Source organism: Streptomyces lavendofoliae, from assembly GCF_014649735.1.
Taxonomy (GTDB): domain Bacteria; phylum Actinomycetota; class Actinomycetes; order Streptomycetales; family Streptomycetaceae; genus Streptomyces; species Streptomyces lavendofoliae.
The window spans coordinates 229535-246239 of the sequence record NZ_BMTP01000012.1 but is presented as its reverse complement, the minus strand read 5'-3'; the positions used below and the strand labels follow the sequence as shown (position 1 = coordinate 246239).

At 69.3% G+C, this 16705-nt stretch carries 30 protein-coding genes; 4 read left to right on the top strand and 26 right to left on the bottom strand.

The window, feature by feature from the left end:
• Nucleotides 1-7: 7 nt before the first annotated feature.
• The gene (locus IE109_RS23045) at nt 8-472 is read right to left on the bottom strand and encodes a phage terminase small subunit P27 family (RefSeq protein ID WP_189552925.1); all 465 of its coding nucleotides are present in this window, start codon (nt 470-472) and stop codon (nt 8-10) included.
• Nucleotides 473-573: 101 nt separating this feature from the next.
• The gene (locus IE109_RS23040; RefSeq protein WP_229891451.1) at nt 574-834 is read right to left on the bottom strand and encodes an HNH endonuclease; all 261 of its coding nucleotides are present in this window, start codon (nt 832-834) and stop codon (nt 574-576) included.
• A gap of 196 nt (nt 835-1030) precedes the next feature.
• Between IE109_RS23040 and IE109_RS23035 the strand changes: the two genes are divergently transcribed.
• On the top strand, nt 1031-1276 hold the full coding sequence (locus IE109_RS23035) for a hypothetical protein (protein ID WP_229891449.1): 246 nt from the start codon (nt 1031-1033) through the stop codon (nt 1274-1276).
• Between the two features lie 225 nt (nt 1277-1501).
• Here IE109_RS23035 and IE109_RS23030 read toward each other — a convergent pair whose 3' ends face one another.
• The 3 genes from IE109_RS23030 to IE109_RS23020 form a co-directional block, all read right to left on the bottom strand.
• Nucleotides 1502-1828 carry a hypothetical protein gene (locus IE109_RS23030; RefSeq protein ID WP_189552923.1) on the bottom strand — a complete coding sequence of 109 codons (327 nt, stop codon included), beginning with the start codon at nt 1826-1828 and terminating at the stop codon, nt 1502-1504.
• Between the two features lie 15 nt (nt 1829-1843).
• Nucleotides 1844-2881 (bottom strand): hypothetical protein, encoded by a 1038-nt coding sequence (locus IE109_RS23025; protein ID WP_189552922.1) that lies wholly within the window; start codon nt 2879-2881, stop codon nt 1844-1846.
• A gap of 104 nt (nt 2882-2985) precedes the next feature.
• On the bottom strand, nt 2986-3231 hold the full coding sequence (locus tag IE109_RS23020) for a hypothetical protein (RefSeq protein WP_189552921.1): 246 nt from the start codon (nt 3229-3231) through the stop codon (nt 2986-2988).
• A gap of 184 nt (nt 3232-3415) precedes the next feature.
• On the opposite strand from IE109_RS23020, the gene IE109_RS23015 reads away from it, so the two are divergent.
• Nucleotides 3416-3595, top strand: coding sequence for a hypothetical protein (locus IE109_RS23015; protein WP_189552920.1), 180 nt, complete (start codon nt 3416-3418; stop codon nt 3593-3595).
• A gap of 40 nt (nt 3596-3635) precedes the next feature.
• Here the strand turns inward: IE109_RS23015 and IE109_RS23010 are convergent, their stop codons facing one another.
• The 14 genes from IE109_RS23010 to IE109_RS22945 form a co-directional block, all read right to left on the bottom strand.
• On the bottom strand, nt 3636-3944 hold the full coding sequence (locus IE109_RS23010) for a DUF7739 domain-containing protein (RefSeq protein WP_189552919.1): 309 nt from the start codon (nt 3942-3944) through the stop codon (nt 3636-3638).
• A 6-nt stretch (nt 3945-3950) separates the two neighbouring features.
• The gene (locus IE109_RS23005; protein WP_189552918.1) at nt 3951-4130 is read right to left on the bottom strand and encodes a hypothetical protein; all 180 of its coding nucleotides are present in this window, start codon (nt 4128-4130) and stop codon (nt 3951-3953) included.
• A gap of 14 nt (nt 4131-4144) precedes the next feature.
• On the bottom strand, nt 4145-4642 hold the full coding sequence (locus IE109_RS23000; RefSeq protein ID WP_189552917.1) for a DUF6197 family protein: 498 nt from the start codon (nt 4640-4642) through the stop codon (nt 4145-4147).
• Nucleotides 4639-4974: a hypothetical protein gene (locus tag IE109_RS22995; protein WP_189552916.1), complete on the bottom strand. Its 336-nt coding sequence runs from the start codon at nt 4972-4974 to the stop codon at nt 4639-4641. Before IE109_RS22995 ends, IE109_RS23000 begins: the two co-directional genes overlap by 4 nt.
• A gap of 205 nt (nt 4975-5179) precedes the next feature.
• Nucleotides 5180-7210 (bottom strand): hypothetical protein, encoded by a 2031-nt coding sequence (locus IE109_RS22990; RefSeq protein WP_189552915.1) that lies wholly within the window; start codon nt 7208-7210, stop codon nt 5180-5182.
• A gap of 11 nt (nt 7211-7221) precedes the next feature.
• Nucleotides 7222-8610, bottom strand: coding sequence for a hypothetical protein (locus IE109_RS22985; RefSeq protein WP_189552914.1), 1389 nt, complete (start codon nt 8608-8610; stop codon nt 7222-7224).
• A gap of 30 nt (nt 8611-8640) precedes the next feature.
• Entirely contained in the window at nt 8641-8853 is a 213-nt protein-coding gene (locus IE109_RS22980; RefSeq protein WP_189552913.1) for a hypothetical protein, read from the bottom strand.
• Nucleotides 8854-8935: 82 nt separating this feature from the next.
• Nucleotides 8936-9118: a hypothetical protein gene (locus IE109_RS22975; protein WP_189552912.1), complete on the bottom strand. Its 183-nt coding sequence runs from the start codon at nt 9116-9118 to the stop codon at nt 8936-8938.
• 79 nt (nt 9119-9197) lie between these two features.
• A complete protein-coding gene (locus IE109_RS22970) occupies nt 9198-9386 on the bottom strand; it encodes a hypothetical protein (RefSeq protein WP_189552911.1) in 189 nt (62 codons plus the stop codon).
• Nucleotides 9387-9564: 178 nt separating this feature from the next.
• Nucleotides 9565-9957 (bottom strand): hypothetical protein, encoded by a 393-nt coding sequence (locus tag IE109_RS22965; protein ID WP_189552910.1) that lies wholly within the window; start codon nt 9955-9957, stop codon nt 9565-9567.
• Nucleotides 9957-10124 carry a hypothetical protein gene (locus IE109_RS22960; protein ID WP_189552909.1) on the bottom strand — a complete coding sequence of 56 codons (168 nt, stop codon included), beginning with the start codon at nt 10122-10124 and terminating at the stop codon, nt 9957-9959. The genes IE109_RS22965 and IE109_RS22960 overlap by 1 nt, the downstream gene beginning before the upstream one ends.
• 44 nt (nt 10125-10168) lie before the next feature.
• Complete coding sequence (locus IE109_RS22955; protein ID WP_189552908.1) at nt 10169-10345, bottom strand: hypothetical protein; 177 nt, start codon at nt 10343-10345, stop codon at nt 10169-10171.
• A gap of 41 nt (nt 10346-10386) precedes the next feature.
• On the bottom strand, nt 10387-10767 hold the full coding sequence (locus tag IE109_RS22950; protein WP_189552907.1) for a hypothetical protein: 381 nt from the start codon (nt 10765-10767) through the stop codon (nt 10387-10389).
• 165 nt (nt 10768-10932) lie between these two features.
• Nucleotides 10933-11139 carry a helix-turn-helix domain-containing protein gene (locus IE109_RS22945; protein WP_189552906.1) on the bottom strand — a complete coding sequence of 69 codons (207 nt, stop codon included), beginning with the start codon at nt 11137-11139 and terminating at the stop codon, nt 10933-10935.
• 205 nt (nt 11140-11344) lie between these two features.
• Between IE109_RS22945 and IE109_RS22940 the strand changes: the two genes are divergently transcribed.
• Complete coding sequence (locus IE109_RS22940; protein ID WP_229891447.1) at nt 11345-12109, top strand: GntR family transcriptional regulator; 765 nt, start codon at nt 11345-11347, stop codon at nt 12107-12109.
• A gap of 1446 nt (nt 12110-13555) precedes the next feature.
• Nucleotides 13556-14011: a DUF6907 domain-containing protein gene (locus IE109_RS22935; protein WP_189552905.1), complete on the top strand. Its 456-nt coding sequence runs from the start codon at nt 13556-13558 to the stop codon at nt 14009-14011.
• Nucleotides 14012-14055: 44 nt separating this feature from the next.
• On the opposite strand, the gene IE109_RS22930 is transcribed toward IE109_RS22935, so the two are convergent.
• The 7 genes from IE109_RS22930 to IE109_RS22900 all read right to left on the bottom strand — a co-directional run bounded on the left by IE109_RS22930 (nt 14056) and on the right by IE109_RS22900 (nt 16658).
• A complete protein-coding gene (locus IE109_RS22930; protein WP_189552904.1) occupies nt 14056-14685 on the bottom strand; it encodes a hypothetical protein in 630 nt (209 codons plus the stop codon).
• Between the two features lie 31 nt (nt 14686-14716).
• Entirely contained in the window at nt 14717-14860 is a 144-nt protein-coding gene (locus IE109_RS22925) for a hypothetical protein (RefSeq protein WP_189552903.1), read from the bottom strand.
• The gene (locus IE109_RS22920; RefSeq protein WP_189552902.1) at nt 14857-15375 is read right to left on the bottom strand and encodes a hypothetical protein; all 519 of its coding nucleotides are present in this window, start codon (nt 15373-15375) and stop codon (nt 14857-14859) included. Before IE109_RS22920 ends, IE109_RS22925 begins: the two co-directional genes overlap by 4 nt.
• The gene (locus IE109_RS22915) at nt 15372-15671 is read right to left on the bottom strand and encodes a hypothetical protein (RefSeq protein WP_189552901.1); all 300 of its coding nucleotides are present in this window, start codon (nt 15669-15671) and stop codon (nt 15372-15374) included. The genes IE109_RS22920 and IE109_RS22915 overlap by 4 nt, the downstream gene beginning before the upstream one ends.
• Before the next feature lie 200 nt (nt 15672-15871).
• Nucleotides 15872-16225: a LuxR C-terminal-related transcriptional regulator gene (locus IE109_RS34085; RefSeq protein WP_189552900.1), complete on the bottom strand. Its 354-nt coding sequence runs from the start codon at nt 16223-16225 to the stop codon at nt 15872-15874.
• Complete coding sequence (locus IE109_RS22905) at nt 16225-16440, bottom strand: hypothetical protein (RefSeq protein WP_189552899.1); 216 nt, start codon at nt 16438-16440, stop codon at nt 16225-16227. The genes IE109_RS34085 and IE109_RS22905 overlap by 1 nt, the downstream gene beginning before the upstream one ends.
• Nucleotides 16437-16658: a hypothetical protein gene (locus IE109_RS22900; RefSeq protein ID WP_189552898.1), complete on the bottom strand. Its 222-nt coding sequence runs from the start codon at nt 16656-16658 to the stop codon at nt 16437-16439. The genes IE109_RS22905 and IE109_RS22900 overlap by 4 nt, the downstream gene beginning before the upstream one ends.
• Nucleotides 16659-16705: the final 47 nt, after the last annotated feature.

The following is a 16705-nucleotide window of genomic DNA, read 5'->3' as shown; positions in this document are numbered from 1 at the left end:
GCCCAGGTCAGCCAGAACCTGCGAACGGGTTCGCCTCGTCCCCATCGTCGCCCCCGCCTCGCGCCAGGGCCTGCTCCGTCGACGGCGTCAGGCCGAAGTGAGCCGCCCACGACCGCATCTCGCGGCCCGCGTTACGGGCAATCGCCACGCACGGATGCGCCAGCTTGCCCTGCCGTGCCTCGATGACGAGGCCCTCCTCCTGCACCACCCGCGTCGCGGACACGAAAGTCGCCCACGCCTCGCAGTACGCGGCCAGCGCCGCACGGTCCTGCTCCTTGATCAGGTCCAGCCGGGACAGCTCCGGGATGACGCGGTCCCACTCCTCAGCCGCCTCCTTCGACAGCCAGGTCGGCGCCTGAGGTGGCACCCGCTTGAACGCCGGCCCGGTCTCGACCTTGCGTCCTCCCGAGTCCCGTCCGGCCGAGCGGCCGTTGATCAACTTGAGCGACGCCGGCGCGGCGGCCCTGGCCATGGCATCCCCCTATCGGCGATCTGAGCGCGCGTCTCCCGCTCTGGCCGCGGCGGTCCCCAAATGATCTCCGGCCGTGATTTTGACTCCCCTCCCGGCCCTGATCATCTTTTTCGATCTTCCTTTTGGATCTTCTTTTCCCGCGCTCGCCGGCTTCCTTCGACAGCCTCGCGGGCCGTCTTCTCGCGATGACAGGGCTCGGAGTGGATCAACCCGAGGTTGTCGAGGTCCCGAGCCGAGCCTCCCTGGCTCACAGGGATGATGTGTTCGAGTTCGTCGGCATCCTCGCCACCGCACACATAGCAGCAGCCGTTGTCACGCACAGTGACGCGCCTTTTGAGTGACCGCATGGTGCCGCTGCTCATGCCGTAGCGCTCCTGGGGTGACGGCCTACCTCTCCATGGCTCGGGCTGATGCTCGTCGCATCGTCCGCGTGAGGTAGCGATCTCGAAGCAGTCAGGTAGGCCGCATCGGCTGGGTGGTGCAGTTGGCACAACGCACCTCCAGCTTGGTAACAGCTAGGCCACACGCGCCCATTGATCTTCTGTCTCTGATCACATCGTGCGCACGCGCATAAGCGCGCATGTGATCAAGGAGTACGTGATGGCGTCTGGATGCCGCGACTGTTCGACGTGTACGAAGCCGGGGCTGGTGAAGCTGGGACAGGACTGGATGGTGGGCTTCCTCTACCTCTGCACCGCGTTCATCGCCTACATGGTCAAGAAGGGCGGGATGCGGCACTGCCCTCAGTGCAAGCACCTGCTGTCCAACCATGCCCGAAGGGCGGACGGGTCGTTCAGGGACTGACGTCAGTCACGCTGAGGGGGCTGCGCGGAAGGGAGTAAGTGGTAGTCCGGTCCTGGTGGAATGCGGGATCGTCAGCGTCCACTTGCTCAACCAGGATGGCTACCCGGACGACGTGCAAGTCGTCCGCGATGTGCTCCACCGTGATGGGTTCGTCCAGTACGCAAAGCTCGTGACTGTCGACAGTGAGCCCTTGTCGCGTGATGGAGAGCTGTCGATGCACGGCCATCAGATACGGATGGCGTTGATGGTGAGCTCGGCGTGCGCGACGTCGAAGTTCAGGGTCGTGCCGTAGTCGTTCGGGTCGAAAGGCCCGAACAGCTGCGTCTCGCCCGCGGGGACGCTCTCGACGCGCGTGGGCGCGGTGAGCCCGTCGACGGTGCGAGTGGCCCGGAACGTGATGTCCCTCGACGAGGCGCCGGTGTTGTTCACCAGCAGGGCGACACGGCCATCGTTGGCCACGCTGTGGTTGTTGACGGGGTCGCCGGTCGTGGCCGCGGGCAGGACCGTGCCTGCGCGCGAGGCCTGGGTGACGGGGACAGCTACGCGAGGCATGGCCTACTCCAGGGGTCAGGCGGTCGTGTTGTCGGTGATCAGCCCGAGGGCTTCGAGGGCGGCTAGCGCGGACTGGAGCGCGGTTCCGTCGGCCCAGGATCCGGTGACGGTCTGCCGGCCGACGGGCGTGGCGCCGAAGAAGCCTGCCGTGTTGGCGGCTCCATCGAGGACGTGCCGGGTGGCTCCGTACAGCGCGTCAACGTACTCGACCCTGCCGGCGATCTGCATGTTCTGGGCGTCACCCGAGAGCCGCATGTAGCTGCGCTGCGTCCCGTTGAACCCAGTCCCGGACCAGTTGCTGACGATCAGATCGGCGCCGGTGGCTTCGAGGTCGAGCGCCCCGCCGTCGCGTCGGAACCGGTAGCCCTTGGTGAAGTCCGTGACCGTCAGGTTGCCGCCCGAGACTGTGGCGTTCCCGGCGACCTGGAGCCCTGAGAGCCATGCGGTGCCTTGCTCAATGGCGGCTACGCGGGTGAGGCAGTCCTGTACGAAGCCGTCGAGGTCGGTGACGGCCGCGTTGACCGTGCCGAGGGCGGTGAGGGTGGCGAACTTCGTATCCGACCATGCCCGGTCGCCGTGCGGGTCGGTCGCGGCTGCGTGCGCGCTGACGGCTGCATCGGTGTACGCCTCCGCGTCCGCGTTCGACCCGTCGGCACCTGCGGGGCCTTGCGGGCCAGCGGGCCCGGTGACCACGACGTACTCGCCTGTGGCGGGAGCGGTCGGCGCCACGTCGGCCAGGTCGACCGTAGGGGCCGCGGCGGGCAGGGACAACGGGTAGGAGCGGCCGGGGGCGTCGTACCAGCGCTCCTGCACCCGGTACGTCCAGCCAGTCGGGGTGACGTCCGCGTCGTCGGTGGCGAGCAGGGTGACGCTGACGAGGCCGTTCACGTCGGGGACGGCTTCGACGGTGCCGAGGAGCAGGGTGCCGTGCGTCGCCGACGTGAGGATCGCCGGCTCCGGGGTGAAGAGAACCTTCCCCTTGAGCGCGGTGCCGTCGGGGTGCTTGTAGGTGCCGGTGACGGTGACGGCCGACAGGCCGGGAGGCAGCGGCACGGGCACCTCCTCGCGAATGGGCCCGCTCCGGGTTCGGTGAGGTGACGGCTCCCCGGAGCGGGTGTCCTGCCGTCTCGGCAGGGGCCCGACAGGCGGCAGGACGACTAGGCGGCGCGACGGGCGCGCTGGGGCGTCGGCTTGTACGCGGCGGCCCGCGCCTTGACTTCGGGGAGGGCGTACATCGTCTTGTACTCGTGGCCTTGCCCTGAGTACTGCTTCGGGTCGCCCGTGAACTTCTGGATCTTCCCGCGTCGCGCCCACTGTCGGATGACGGTTCCCGGAACTCCGGTCGCTTCAGTCGCTTCGTGCTCGTACACGAGGTCGTCGGGATACAGCTCGGCCGGGTGCATCACGCCTCCCCGAAACGCAGAAAAACCCCCGGCGACGGCTGGGGGCTTAGCGGAAGGCGACACACGTGTGGACCGCCGATGGCAGTGTGACATACAGGTGATCTGTCCGTCCAGCAAAGACGAGAACGGGCCGTCGTGGACCGAATCGCGTCCTTATGGACGCCGCGCACTTCACACTGATCGCATGGCGACGGTGTTCAGCGTGCAGGCGGATTCGCGTGAGGAGTGCGCGGTGGAACTGGCCCGGCTGTGTCGGCTGTTCGGCCTGGAGCCGGTGCTGGCGCCGTCGCGGTCGATCGGCACCGGCAGGTGGTTGGCGCGGGCCCGGTCGTCCGTGGACTCGCAGGAGTCCCCCGCCCACTGAGCCTGGGCGGGGGACGCTGCGCTGTCCGTCGGGTTGCCGGCTACTCCCAGGTCCAGGTCTGCCCGGAGCGGGCGGCGCGGTGGCCGGCGTCTGCGAAGAGGCGGGCTAGGTCGGCCCACTCGGATGGCATGCGGCGGTCGCCAGCTGCCTTGCAGAGGATGTCGGCGATCTTCCCGGCTTCTCGTGACGGGATGTGGGCGATGTCGGCGAATCGGCCGCCGAACAGGTGCTGAATCTTCCGCCAGTCGCGGGCGGGGAGGACGTGAGCGAGCTGCTGTCCGAGGTTGCTGATCGTGAGGGCGGAGCGTGTCTGCCCGGTGCTGTGTGAGATGCGGATTCCCGTGGTCATTTCCTTTCAGTTGACGCGCTGGACGGTGACGTCGAGGTCGCGGGGGTCGGCTTTGGCGGCTTCGAGACGGCGCTTGAGGTCGGCTTCGTCGTAGACCGCTACGAAGTCGGTCGGGCCGCCGGTGATGAGGTTGACCTTCTGGCCGGTGCGGCTGGTGGCGGTGAGGATGTACGTCGGCTTGGGCATGAGCTTCCTTCCGGTTAGATGCCGCGGGCTGCGGCTTGGTCGGCGGCTTGGCCGAGGATGCGGAGCGGGACGGCGGGCCCGACTTGGGCGTCGTTCCAGGAGGGGACGGTTTCCCAGGGCCCGAACTCGGCGCGGATGACGTCGAGGAGGAGCTGGCACGCCTCGGCCCCCACGGACCCGCCGCCGGCTTCGGTGCGGATGGCGCGGACGAGGCAGATGGCGCCCTGCTCGTCCCAGTGCTCTGCGCACCAGCCGACCGTCCGCAGCCGCGCCAGGGCCCTTTGCAGGACGGCGGCGATCGGGGTGGTGTACGGGCCGACGGTCAGCGGCGCGGGCGGCAGGATCGGCGCCGCGGGGACCGGGTCGGCTGCCGGCATGTGGGCGGTGTTGACCTCGAAGGCGACCGCTGCCTGGTCGAGGTGCTCGTCCATGTCCAGCAGCGTGAGGGTCAGCCGCTCATCGAGGGTCAGCCGTGCCGCGCGGCGAGTGGCGGCGGTGAGGGTCGTGGTCATCGCCGGCCAGCCTTCTGGCGGTCTACGGGGATGGCCTTGGCCGGGTCCGGGTAGTACAGCGGCTCACGCCGGCCCCGCTGGTCGAGGAACGGGAGCCCGGGGGGCGGGGTGTCGTAGATCTCGCCGTAGTTGGCGAGGAGCATCTGGGGGCTGAGGGTGCCGCACTTGGGGGTGGGGTTCCAGCGGGTGCCGGGCTTGAAGACGTGCTCGTTGATCACCCACTCGGCGCCCCAGGGCTGCGCGCACTCGGAGATGGAGTAGTAAGTCTTGCCGGGGATGACGGCTTCGGTGAAGCGCTTGGCGTCGCGGCGGTTGGGCTTCCAGCTGGTCATGATCGGTTCTCCTTGGGTTTCGGGATGTTCTTCTCATTTAGGGCGTGACAGGGCGCGTGACGACCCATGACGTCGCAGGTCAGGCGGGTGATGGTGGGCGTGACGGGGGCGTGACGCGTCACGGGCTTCGAGGAGCCGTCACGGGCCTGTCACGGGGGGCGTCACGGCTGTGACCTGCGACGTCACGCCCCCCCCGGTCCGGGATTCAGGCGTCTTCGCCAGTCAATTCGATCAGCGTCGAGAGGTAGTAGCCGCGACCTCCGCGCCACTGCCGGGTCTTCATGTCGACGTTCGGGGCGACCTCGGCGGCGGCGTCGCGGAGGGCTTCGAGGAAGCGGTTCCGTCCCTGCTCGGCCTCTTCGCCCTCGCGGGGCGCCCAGGTCTCCGGGGCGGCGGCGGCCACGTACTCGTACAGCTCGATGGTCGTCATCCGCTCCGGGTCGTCGCCGGCCGTGAAGGCGGCGCGGGCGAGCTCAATCGGCTCCGGGAGCCGGTCGTGAGGGCGGATGGTGTCGAGGTCGTCGAACGTCACGCCCGCCGCCTCAAGGGACACAGCGTCGATCCACGGCCGCCCGGCCCTGGCGCGCTCGGCGGCCCGCCGCTTGCCCTCCTCGGGACCGATGGCGATGAACTTGTGGATCAGAGGGTCGGTGGAGCCGCCGCCCATGATGTAGACCTTGCCGGCGTCGGCCGGGTCTTCGCCCTGGGCGGGGTGGAGCCGGTCGGGCCGCCAGCCGTTCGCACCGGCTCCGGCGCCGAAGACCTGCACGATGTCCTGGTGCCTGCTCGGGCCGACGATCTTCAGGGCGATGGAGTCGGCGATCGTGGCACCGATCGAGTCCTTAGTGGCCTCCTGGGCGGCCAGCCCGATCTGCACGCGGGACTTGCGGCCGACGCGGAGGATCGCGACGACCAGCGCCTTGGCCTTCTGGGACAGCTGCGGGTACTCGTCCACTAGGGCGACGATCGCCGGGTACTCCCGGGAGGGGACCCAGTTGTCGCCCATGCCGAGCTTCCCGAGCAGGGTCGCCCGAGCCTTCGCGATCTTCAGGAGCTTTTCGAGGACCGCTTCGATCAGGTGCATCTCGTCCGCGCCGACCACCCGCACCCCGACCGCCTCGGCGAGCGGTTCCAGGCCGTTGCCGCCCGGATCGAGGTCGACGACGACCACGTCCTCGCACGCGGTGAGGACGTCACCGATCGTCCGCAGCGTCACCGACTTGCCGCCACCAGAGGAAGCGATGGCGATGAAGTGGACGCCGAGGAACGACAGCTCAGTCGCCTGACCGTCCATCCGCTTGCCGACGAGAGCCTTGTCCCGCATCCGCAAGCTGTTCGGCGCCCGGTCCGGCAGCGCCGGCATGCTCTCGAACGGGTCACCCTCCACAAGCCGCAGCACAACCTGCGACCGCTTCTTTCGCAGCGGCTGGCACAGCAGTCCGTCCGTGGGCAGGTCGAGAGGAGTCTCCAGCTCGGGCGCCTTGGCGATCAGGTCAGCAGGGGTGCCCTTCTTCAGCCGGACGGTCACCTCCCAGCCCCAGTCGTAGCGCCGGTTCGCCTCCACCGACGCGACGTTCACGCCTTCGGAGACCAGGGCCCGGCGCACGCACTCGGCGGCCTCGGTGCGGCTGGACGCGTCGGCGATCGGGAACGGCTCACCCTCGACGGCCAGGATCTCGATACGGCCCGGGTCGTCCTCCAGGGCGATGGCGGAGGGCCGGCCACGCATGGCGCCGACGGTGACGGTGACCATGCCGAGGAGGACCGACACCCACAGCCCGCCCTGGGCGACGCCGACCCCGGCGGCGGTCGACGCGGCGGCAGCCCATCCCCCGGTCTTGGCGGCGTAGATCTGACGGTGCCGGGTGTACTCGGCGCGGTACCGCTCGACGGCGCTCTTCATGCTGCGCTCGGTGTTCATGTCGCCCTTGGCGGCCTTCAGCTCGGCACGGGCGGTGTGGATCAGCTGCGGGTAGTCGTCGCGCCAGCCGTCGATGAAGCGGCGGGCGAGCCGGCCGTAGCCGCGGAGGGTCCAGCCGATGTAGAGCCGGTTGTCGACGGCGTGACGGCCGGCCTGCCGGGCGAGCTCCGAGCCGGAGAGGACCCAAGCAGGCCGGTCGAGGGGTGCGCCCTGGTGCTTGACGACCGTGCCCTCGAGCGGCTGCGGCTGGTCGGTCACGAGAGTCAACGCCGGCCGGTCGGCCGTCTGCTGCGGGGTGTGGGCGGCGGTAGTCATGGCTGCGGTCCTCAGTTCTGCTCGGACTGGACGGCGTCGCGGACGCGGCGGGCGTAGACCTTGCTGCGGCCGAGGAGCTTGGCGACCGCGGGGGTGGAGAACTGGGCGGGCGGCACTGCGTCGCGGAGCTTCTTGGCGGCTTCGATGTCGGCCTCGCGGAGGGGCTCAGTGGCGTCCTTGCGAGGCGCACGGCCAACCGGCTGCTTCTCAATCCCCCCAAGGGCTCCAGGGGTCTTAGAGGGCCCCTGTGGGCCCTTTCCGGGAACCGCCCCTGCGGGGCCTTCCTCGCCGCCGAGTCGGTCCGGGAACAGGTCGGCGAGGAGGTGCTCGACCGCGACGCGCTCGGGGGTGTACTCGGCGGCCTGGAGAACGTCGGCGAGGTTCTTCTCCGCCTGCAGCCGGCGGGCGAGGGAGGCGGCAGTGGTGCCGAGCGGGCCGCCTTCGACGTCGCGCCAGGCGGCATCCAGGACCACGGGGCGGGCTGGGGCACCGGGCAGCGCGAGCAGGTCTTGGAAGCGGTCGTACACCTTGGGGAAGCGGACAGCTACCTGAGCCTCGGACCACGCGTCGTCACGACTCAGGGAATCAGCCGGGACCGACGCCAGAATCTTCCGGTACTCCTTGAACTCATTCGGGAACAGGGCCTCGCGCTCACGGTCCTGCTGCTGCCGCTTCTTGCGCTGCTTCGCGGCCTTGGCCGCCTCGGCTCGGGCCTTCGCCTTGTCGGCAGCCCGCTGGGCAGCGCTCCGGTTGTCCCCTGCAGTCCTGGCTTCGATCAGCTCCCGGATCTCGATGAGCACCGGCCCGGCGATCGACGTCGCAGCCAGGGCGGTGCCAGCGATCGGGCCGAACAGCTCGGCACCCTTAGTGCCGTTGATGTAGCCGGCGAACCCAGCCAGTACGCCGGTCAGGATCCAGAACGGCCATCGGGCGAAGCCCTTGCGGACCGCCCACTGGGTGCCCCTGACTGACGTCAGCGCCAGCAGCTCCAGGAAGAACGGCACGGGCAGCAGGTACCAGGCGGGCCCGGTGTCCGGCTTGCCCTCGGCGCGGAGGTCGAGGAAGTAGTCGATCAGCGACGGCAGAGAGGCGAGGAGGCCGAGGATGAAGATGGTGGTGACGAGCTGCTTGAACGCGACGCCCCTGTCCAGCTGCTCTTCCCGACGCTTCTCCTGTCGGTGCCGCCGGTCGTCGGCCGCCTCGTCCTCCACCGCGGTGAGCGTCTTCAGGAGGCGGGCCTGCTTGACCTGCTCGGCGAGCTTCTCGGTCTCGGTCCTGGCTGCGACGGCGTCGAGTGTCTGGGTGGCGGCAGCCGCTTCGGCCTGGAGCTTGGCGGCTTCGGCGCGAGTCTTCTCGGCGTCAGCTTCGCGCTCGTCCCACGAGCGGTAGGTGCTGCTCACGGTGATCGTTCCTTCCGGGTGCGGGGGTGGTCAGGCGGCGGTGCGGTAGCCGGCTGGCGGCGGGGCTTTGGTACGGGCCTTCTGTTCGTCGATAGCCGCGTCGAGGAGGAGCGCGGCCAGGACGAGGACGGCGAGGCCGACACGCGCCGGCCAGGCCGGGGCGACACCGAACAGCCACGCGAGGCCGGCGATCAGGAGGGCGACACGCGCCTTCGTCAGGGCAGCAAGCAGGTCAGGGAACATGGCGGGTCCTTCGTCAGTCGGAGGAGGGGTCTGACGGATCTCCTTGGTGCTCACCCCGGGGGCTGAGCACCGCGGGCTACCGTCAGCGCCCGAAGCCCCAGGAGATGAGGCGGCTGACCGAGTCGGTGACGTCGGTGACGCGTCCGGACTCGAGTTCAGCGGCGCGGTCCTCGTAGCGCTTCGCCGCGTCGTTCTTGTCGCGGTTGCGGAGTTCCTTCGCCACGGCGCGGTTCTGCTCGGCCTGCTTCTTCATGCGGTCGGACATGCGGGGGCTCCTTCGGCTCGGGCCGGGTCTGTCCCGGCTCCCCTCACCGCCCGTGCGAGACGGGCGGATCGGGCAGCCGTCAGCCCTGCTCGTCGACGCAGGCGCCGAGGATCCGCATGGCGGTCTGCTGCTGGTAGTCGCCGGCGTGGAGGGTCAGGTCGTAGGCGGCGTGGTGGCTGCCGGCGTTGAGTTGCCGCGCGGCGTCGGCGATCTCGGCGTCGGTGGGCTGGTAGCCCTTCGGCTCGGCGCTTCGGCTGAACAGGCCCATGACGGGGTCCTTTCGGTCTGTTGCTGGGTGGTGGACTACTCGGCTGGGGTGCACCCGCAGAGGGCGGGCATGCCTCGGGCGAAGAACTGCTCGTGGTCCAGCTCCTGCGGGCAGTGGTCTGCGCACGGGTCGTCAGCCATCAGGCGTCCTCTCGGGTTCGGGCCCGGCGGGCAGCCGGTCACGCGGCAAGGACGTGCTGGTCGCAGAGCCGGTCGAGGGCGAGGCCCCCGCCGCCGGCCGGGTCGTCGGGCTCCGGCTCGTCGTCATCGCCGTCGTCCGGGCCGGGCCGGCACGGCTCGCATTCGAGGTCGTTCCAGATCCGGCCGCGTCCCCACAGGGAGTGGGCGACCGATCCGCCGATGGCGACTGCGCTGCTCGGGCCGCCGATGAGCAGGGCGGTGTAGGTCAGGTAGGTCGTGACCGGGCTTCCGACGATCAGGTCAAGCGCCATGCATGCGACGATCGCGATCGAGCTGGTCGGGTAGTGCGCCCGGTTCAGCAGCACCTGGCGGGGGTGGCGGGGCAGGTCGCGCCACAGGGCGAGCCAGTCGGCGACGGGGCGGGGCAGCATCACGCCGCCACCGGGATCCGAAGGGCCTCGAGCTCGTCGAGGAGCCGGGAGTCCGGGTTGTGGGCGTCGTAATCGGCGGCGACAGCCTCGATGCGGGCGATCTCCAGCTCGTCGCCGGTACGCAGAGCGGTCAGGTACTGGTCGATCAGGCGGGTCGTGAAACGCATGGCGAATCTCCGTTCGGGTGGTCAAACCGGGATGGGGAGGGGACCTAGCGGATGTCGGAGACGAGGCCGAGGCCGTTGACCTCGAGGACCGTGCCGCAGTGGCCGCACCTGTACGTGGTGCTGTTCGTGGGGTCCATCTCGCCGCCGCAGCAGGTGGGGGCGGTGTCGTGGCCGAGCTCGTCACCGGGGGACAGTTCGTGGCCGTGGATGCTGGGCTCCATGGGCTTCTCCTTCGGTTCGGGGTGCCCGGGGCGGCGGGAGGTCAGGCGGTGGGGCGGGGCATGGCCCGGCAGGTCTCGGCGTGGGACTGGGCGTGCTCGCGGGCGAGCTGTCGGCTTGCTTCGGTGACGTCGCCGTGGTCGCAGTCGAAGATCAGGCGGCGCGTCGAGACCTCGATGAGCGGGTCGGTGCAGCCGAAGCCGGTGCAGACGGCTACGAGGGTGTGGCTGACACACACGCCCCCGTCGATCTTGCCCACGGCGATGCGCTGCTCCGCTGAGACCTCGGCGCCCACCAGGTTCCCGAACAGTCCGAACCGGACCGAACCGGAGTGGACCCCCTGGAACTCCTTCCGGGCGTATTCGCGCTTCAGCTTGTCGACCTCGGCGTTGACGATGTCGGTGATGACGGTGGTCTGAGACATGGCTGTGCCTTCCGTTGGTCAAGCGGATGGGAGGAGGTGCCGCGCCCGCGGCAGGGGGTGGGACCGCGGACGCGGCGGTCAGAGGGGCCTACTTGGGCCGGGTGCTCGACCGCTTGTTTGCGTCGCGGACCTTGTCCGACAGGGCCTTGCGCTCGTCGTCGGTCATCACGCGGCCTCGGCTTCCGGGGGCGGGGTGAATGCGGCGAGCGCGGACTCGGGCACGCGGATCGCTCCGCCGGGGCCACGCGTGACGGCTCCCGCAACCTGCGGCTTTCCGTAGCGGACGGCCTCCAGGTGGCCGTCCTTGATCCAGCGATACACGGTCGCGGGGTGCACCTTGAGTCGGGTCGCGACCTCCTTCACGCGCAGCATTCACTGCTCCCTTCGTGGGCTTGGGGCGTTGTCGCAACCATAAAGGTTTGATGCACCTTGTATCAAGCCCTATGGGTCGTGCGTGTCCCTGGCCAACCGGACTCGTGTACGCATCAAGGCATTAAGCTTCAGGTCAGAGCCCGGACAGGGAGGAAGGCGTGGGTGCAAGAAATGTGGAGCACTAGCGAGATCGAGGTGGACTGACGTGGCTAAGCCGCACGAAGACAAGAGGCCCCTCGCTGAGCGGATCGCCGCGAACCTTCGCCAGCTGATCATGTCGGGCGACTGGGAGCCCGGCTCGAAGATCCCCACCACCGAGGACCTCGTTGGAGAGTATGGAGCGTCGAACGTGACGATCCAGCGGGCCCTCGGGATCCTAAAGACCGAAGGTCTGCTTGAGGGTCGGGCGGGTAGTGGCGTCTATGTCCGAGAGCGGGCGACACAGACCATCCAGCCAGCGTCTTTCATGGCGCCAGCGGAAGACGGGCAGCCCTACCGCTGGGTGACCGAAGCGGCCAAGCGATCGCAGCGAGGCGCCAACCGCCTCCTGTTCGTTGGCGAGTCGGCCCCCCCTCGCAGGGTTCGAGCCGTTCTCGGACTGGCGGACGGTGAGGTTGCCGTGCTTCGATCCCGTGTCGGGCTCCTGGATGACGAGCCGGCCGAAGTGGTCGACTCGTACTATCCGGTCGACCTGGCACGGGGGACGGGCTTGGCGGATCGACGGAAGATCCCCGGCGGGTCTCCAACCCTCCTCGCCGCCATGGGGTACTCGCCACGCGAGCAGGAGGATGAAGTCTCCTCCCGGCCGGCGACCACGCGCGAGTATGTGCACCTCGAGCTGCCGGCGGATATTCCAGTGATCGAGGTGTTCCGCGTCGTCTACAGCGACGACCGGCGCCCCATCGAGGTGACCACCCTCGTGAAGCCAGCCCACCTGTTCAAGATGGGCTACCGCCTGCCCCTTCACTGAGTTCAACCAGAGGGCCCCCGGCGCAGGTCGGGGGCTTTCGCATGCCCAGTCTCACGCGAGAGCTTGATACAGATGCGAATAAGCATTACTGTCGTTCCGTGACTCCATCCGCACGGAGCGTGTCACCGTCGCATGCCGGAAGGATGTAAATGACGGAAGTGCTAGCCGAGCGCACTGCGCTCCATCTCTCGCGCAATGCCGGATCACCGACACCCGGAGCGCCCGCGTGACCGCCACTCGAAAGCGCTCAGTCCGGTCGACACAAGCTGAGGCCAACTTCCGCGCTCGCGTCGAGGAGCTGGGCGGCGAGGTGCTCGAACCGAATTGGCTCGGAGCCCGCTACTGCCACCGTGTCCGTTGCGTCCAAGGCCATTTGGCTACTCCTCGCCCGACAGATGTGCAGAAAGGTAAGGGCCTCTGCCGCACGTGTGCCGGCAACGACCCCAGAGCCACCGAGGCGGCATTTCGCCAGCGAGTCACAGAACTCGGTGGGGAAGTGTTGGAACCGATGTGGCTCGGCAAACACCACGGACACCGTGTCCGCTGTGCTGCAGGGCATTTGGCTGCGCCTCGACCAAACCACGTCCAGCAGGGGGGCGGCCTCTGTCGCACATGCGCGCGCAACGACCCGAAGGCGGCTGAGGAGGCATTTCGTTCCCGCGTGGACGAGCTGGGCGGCGTTGTTCTGGAAACGACATGGCTCGGCAAGAACAAGGGTCATCGAGTTCGCTGCGCTCAGGGGCACGAGAGCACGCCTCGCCCCAGTCATGTGCAACAGGGCAAGGGAATCTGTCGTGTATGTGCGGGGCGCGATCCACGGGCCGCAGAGGCAGCGTTTCAAGCCCGTGTCAAGAAGCTGGGCGGCATCGTCCTCGAACCAGTCTGGCTGGGTGCAGGTGAGGGTCATCGAGTTCGCTGCGCTCAGGGGCACGAGAGTGCGGCCCGACCGAGCGATGTGCAACAGGGCCGCGGTCTCTGTCGCACATGCGCGGGCAAGGCATGGGACGTCTTCTATGTCGTCGCCGACGACCTGAACGACGTCGTCAAGTTCGGCATCACATCTGGCGATCCGCGGCCTCGGCTTAGACATCACGCACGCGACGGCTTCGACCACGTCATACGCCTCGTTGAGGGTCTGCCCGGCGACGTTGCGCCGCGATTGGAGCGGACTGTCCTAGCAGCGCTCCGGGACGCCCGAGAGTCACCCGTCCGAGGAGCTGAGTACTTCCCCGTTCGCACCCTGGCTTTGATCCTTGCATTGACGGACGGGTGGACGGCGTCGTCGGTACCCAAGCCCTCACCGGCCGGTGCGCCACGTCAGGACCCTCGAAGGGAACACGCCCCCCGGTAAAGACGAAGGCCGGGCGCTGAAACGCCCGGCCTGTTCAACCAGCGGATGGCCGTCCGCTGATCAGTCGCTCATCCCGATCAAAGAAGGAGCTCTCCATGAGCGTATCAACTCTGCCCTCTTCCGTCGCCACGGACCAGCCCCGATCCTGGTCGTTCACTGACCGGGCTACCGGCCGGCAGGTTTCGATCACCTGCATGCGCGGCTGCGTTGCAGACCACGGCGGCGATATGGGGTCGCCGACGTTCCGCGACGACATTTGGTGCTACCAGGAGCCGGAGAGCGTCACGCTGCCGATCAACGTGGACGGTGAGCCGGAGGAGTTCCGCGTTCTCGGGTTGATGGTCAACGTCAACCCGTTTGACCGAAGCGTCTCCCAGCGTCTGCCCCACATCGACATCGAGGTCGTCGACGACCACTGGATCGAGGGCCTCGACCCGGACGGCTTCGAGACTGTGATCAACACGCTGCAGGCGCGGGTCGACGAGATGCGCCGCAAGCACGCCCAGCTGGCCACGCTGCGCGCCGAGTACCTCGCGACTTCGAGCCGCTGACCCCATACGCACGAGGAGGCCCCGACCATCGGTCGGGGCCTTTGTCACGCCGCTGCCCGCCTCTCCGCCATGGGCAGCCGGAGCACTTCGGTGTGCCCGTACTGTTCGCCGCAGCCTCGGCAGGTTTCGCCTTGGGTGTCGATGGTGGTCTTGATGACGTGGCCGCACGGGCAGGCGACGGGGATGCGGCGGGCCGGCTTCTCGCCGCCTATGTGTCCCTCGCACTGGCGTCGCGCCTGCCGGATCTCCCGGGCGAACTCATCCAGAGCAGGATGGAGGGCGGCGGCTCGGGTGAGGTTGAGGCGGAGAGTGACGACGGCCTGGTCGACGCGGTGCTGGAGTCGGCCGCCGGTGGAGACGACGCCGAGCCCGTAGGTGGCCCAGTCGGCGACCCAGGTTTCGAGGGTGGACACGATGCCGCCGTTCGCGGTCAGGGTGAGGACGTGTTCGCTGGGCGGCATGGACGCGCCGCGGGTGCCGGAGACGATGGGGCCGCCGCTGCCGCGTCCGGGCTGGATGCGGAGGCAGAGCCGGGCGTACAGCCCGCTGGGGCCGGCGAGGGCGAGGAGGTCTTCGTCGATGCGTCGTTCGCACGGCCGGCAGATGTACCGGCCGTGCTCGTCGTCGAACAGGGCGCGGGGGCAGATCACGCAGAGCGGGGCGGCGTCGTTCACGGCGTTCTCCGTTCGGGCGGTGCGGGTGCGGTCAGGCGGCGGGCGGCAGGTCGTGGACTGCGCGGAACGCTTCGTCGTACTCGGCGATGCATAGGGCGCACCCGTCGGTGAGCTCGTCGTGGCCGTGCTCCCAGCGGGCCTGGATCTCGGCGAGGCGCTTACTCAGGTCGTTCACCGGTCTGCCTGCCAGCTGGGGCCGCGGAGTGCGGGCGGCACGTCGGCCATGGGGGTGGTGGGCCAGATCCGCTCGGGCCGCGGGGTGTGCGGCGGGCGAGGCGGGGGCTCGGGGTGGTCGAGGCTGGCAAGGATCTCGTCGGTGATGCCGTGGGCGTGGGCCAGGTCCAGGAGCTCGGGGCACTCGGAGATGCGGGTGTCGAGGTCGGGCCCGCACCCGTCGCAGTAGTCGGATCCGGGCCACGTGCCGTGCCGGGCGAGGATGCGCCGGTCGGCTTCGCAGCGGCGGAGGACGGCGTCTGGGTCGAACGGCGTCGGGCCGGGCGTGGGGGTGCCGTACTGGTCGACGGTGAGTTGCAGACCGTCGGCCGTCTGGTCGATGTCGGTGATCGACCCGGCGATCGGCGTGCCACCGCCATCCGGGGCGAAGGCGACGACGTGGCCGATCAGCCGGGCGCGGACTTCGGCCTCGACGCGCTCGACTTGCTGGGTGATCCAGCCGTGGAGGTCGGTCACTGTCGCTCCTGCTGGTCGAGGGCGGCGAGGATGGCGGCGGCGCACGGGTCGGTGCCATCGTCGGAGTCGTGGAGGTGGTGCTCGGCGATCTGCCGCACCTGTTCGACGGCCGTGAGGGCTTCGGCGATGGCGGGCGCCCGCAGCACGGCGTCGGCGTGGGCCAGCCACACCGTGCGCACGTGGTCCCAGCCGGGCTCGTCGGTGAGGAACGCCTTGGACCCTGCGTGCCCAGCGAGCGCCTCCGCGATCTGATTGCGGACGTTGGCCGGGGCGGGCGTGGGGGTGGTGCCTCGCAAGGAATGCCAGGCGTGGTTGATGATTTCTCGACACTCGGTGGTGCAGGCCCTTGCGCACGCGCCGTTCAGGCATCCGGGGCCGTCAAAGCCGTCAGCGCCCGTCTGAGCCGCGTTCTCGGCGTCGGCGGCTCGTGGTGCACTCTCCGCCTCCTGGGCGCTCTCGCGGCCGTATAGGCCCTCTGGCGGAGTCGATTTGGGGTTCACGCGGCGGTCCTCTCGTCACGGATCGGCTGTGCGGGCGCCTGGCGGCTTCTCGGAGCAGCGGACCGACTGGCGGACCCCGGTGGCGGTTCAGGCCGCGAGACGGGCGCCTGGGCGGCTTCTCGCCCCATCTCCACCTCGTCGAGCCGAAGCAGTCCCGTGCAGAGGGCTATGGCCACTGCGTGAGTTCGCGATCGGGCACCGAGGGTGTGGGTGGCGGCGGTGAGTCGGACATGAATGCCGGCCTCGGTGGTCTTCAGGCGGCGGGCGATCTCGCGGGAGGTGTAGCCGCTGGCGCTGAGGCGGAGAGCGGCAAGCTGTCCGGGGCTGATCCGGTCCGGGCGGCGAGGCATTACAGGTCCTCCAACACGTCATCAATGGGCCGGTGGTGGGGTACGTGGCGGCGGGCGGGGCTGCGGCCGTGGTCGATAAGCGGGTAGCGGTCGGGGTTGCCGTCGGCGGGGAGGCCATGGAGGTCGAGGAAGGCCCGCTCTGCCGCGTCGAGTTCGGCGGCGAGTTGCTCGGGATCGTCGGACCACAGGCACGGCTCGACCCACTCGGCGGTCACGGCTGGGCCTCGCGGGCTATGGCGGTGGCTTCGGCGAGTACGGCGCTGATGTCGGCGAGGGCCTGGTCGACGACTGTCTCGTCGTCGTGCTGGCCGGCGTCGTAGCGGGCGAGGACGTCCTGGGCGTGGTTGAGGCGGCGGAACAGGTCGGGGCGGCGGGCGATCTCGGCGTCCCGGGCGGCGGCGAGGAGCTGCGCCGGGGTGGCGGCTGGGTTCACGGGTGTGTCTCCTGGTGTGGTGGACTGTGGGCTGGCCGCCCCGCATT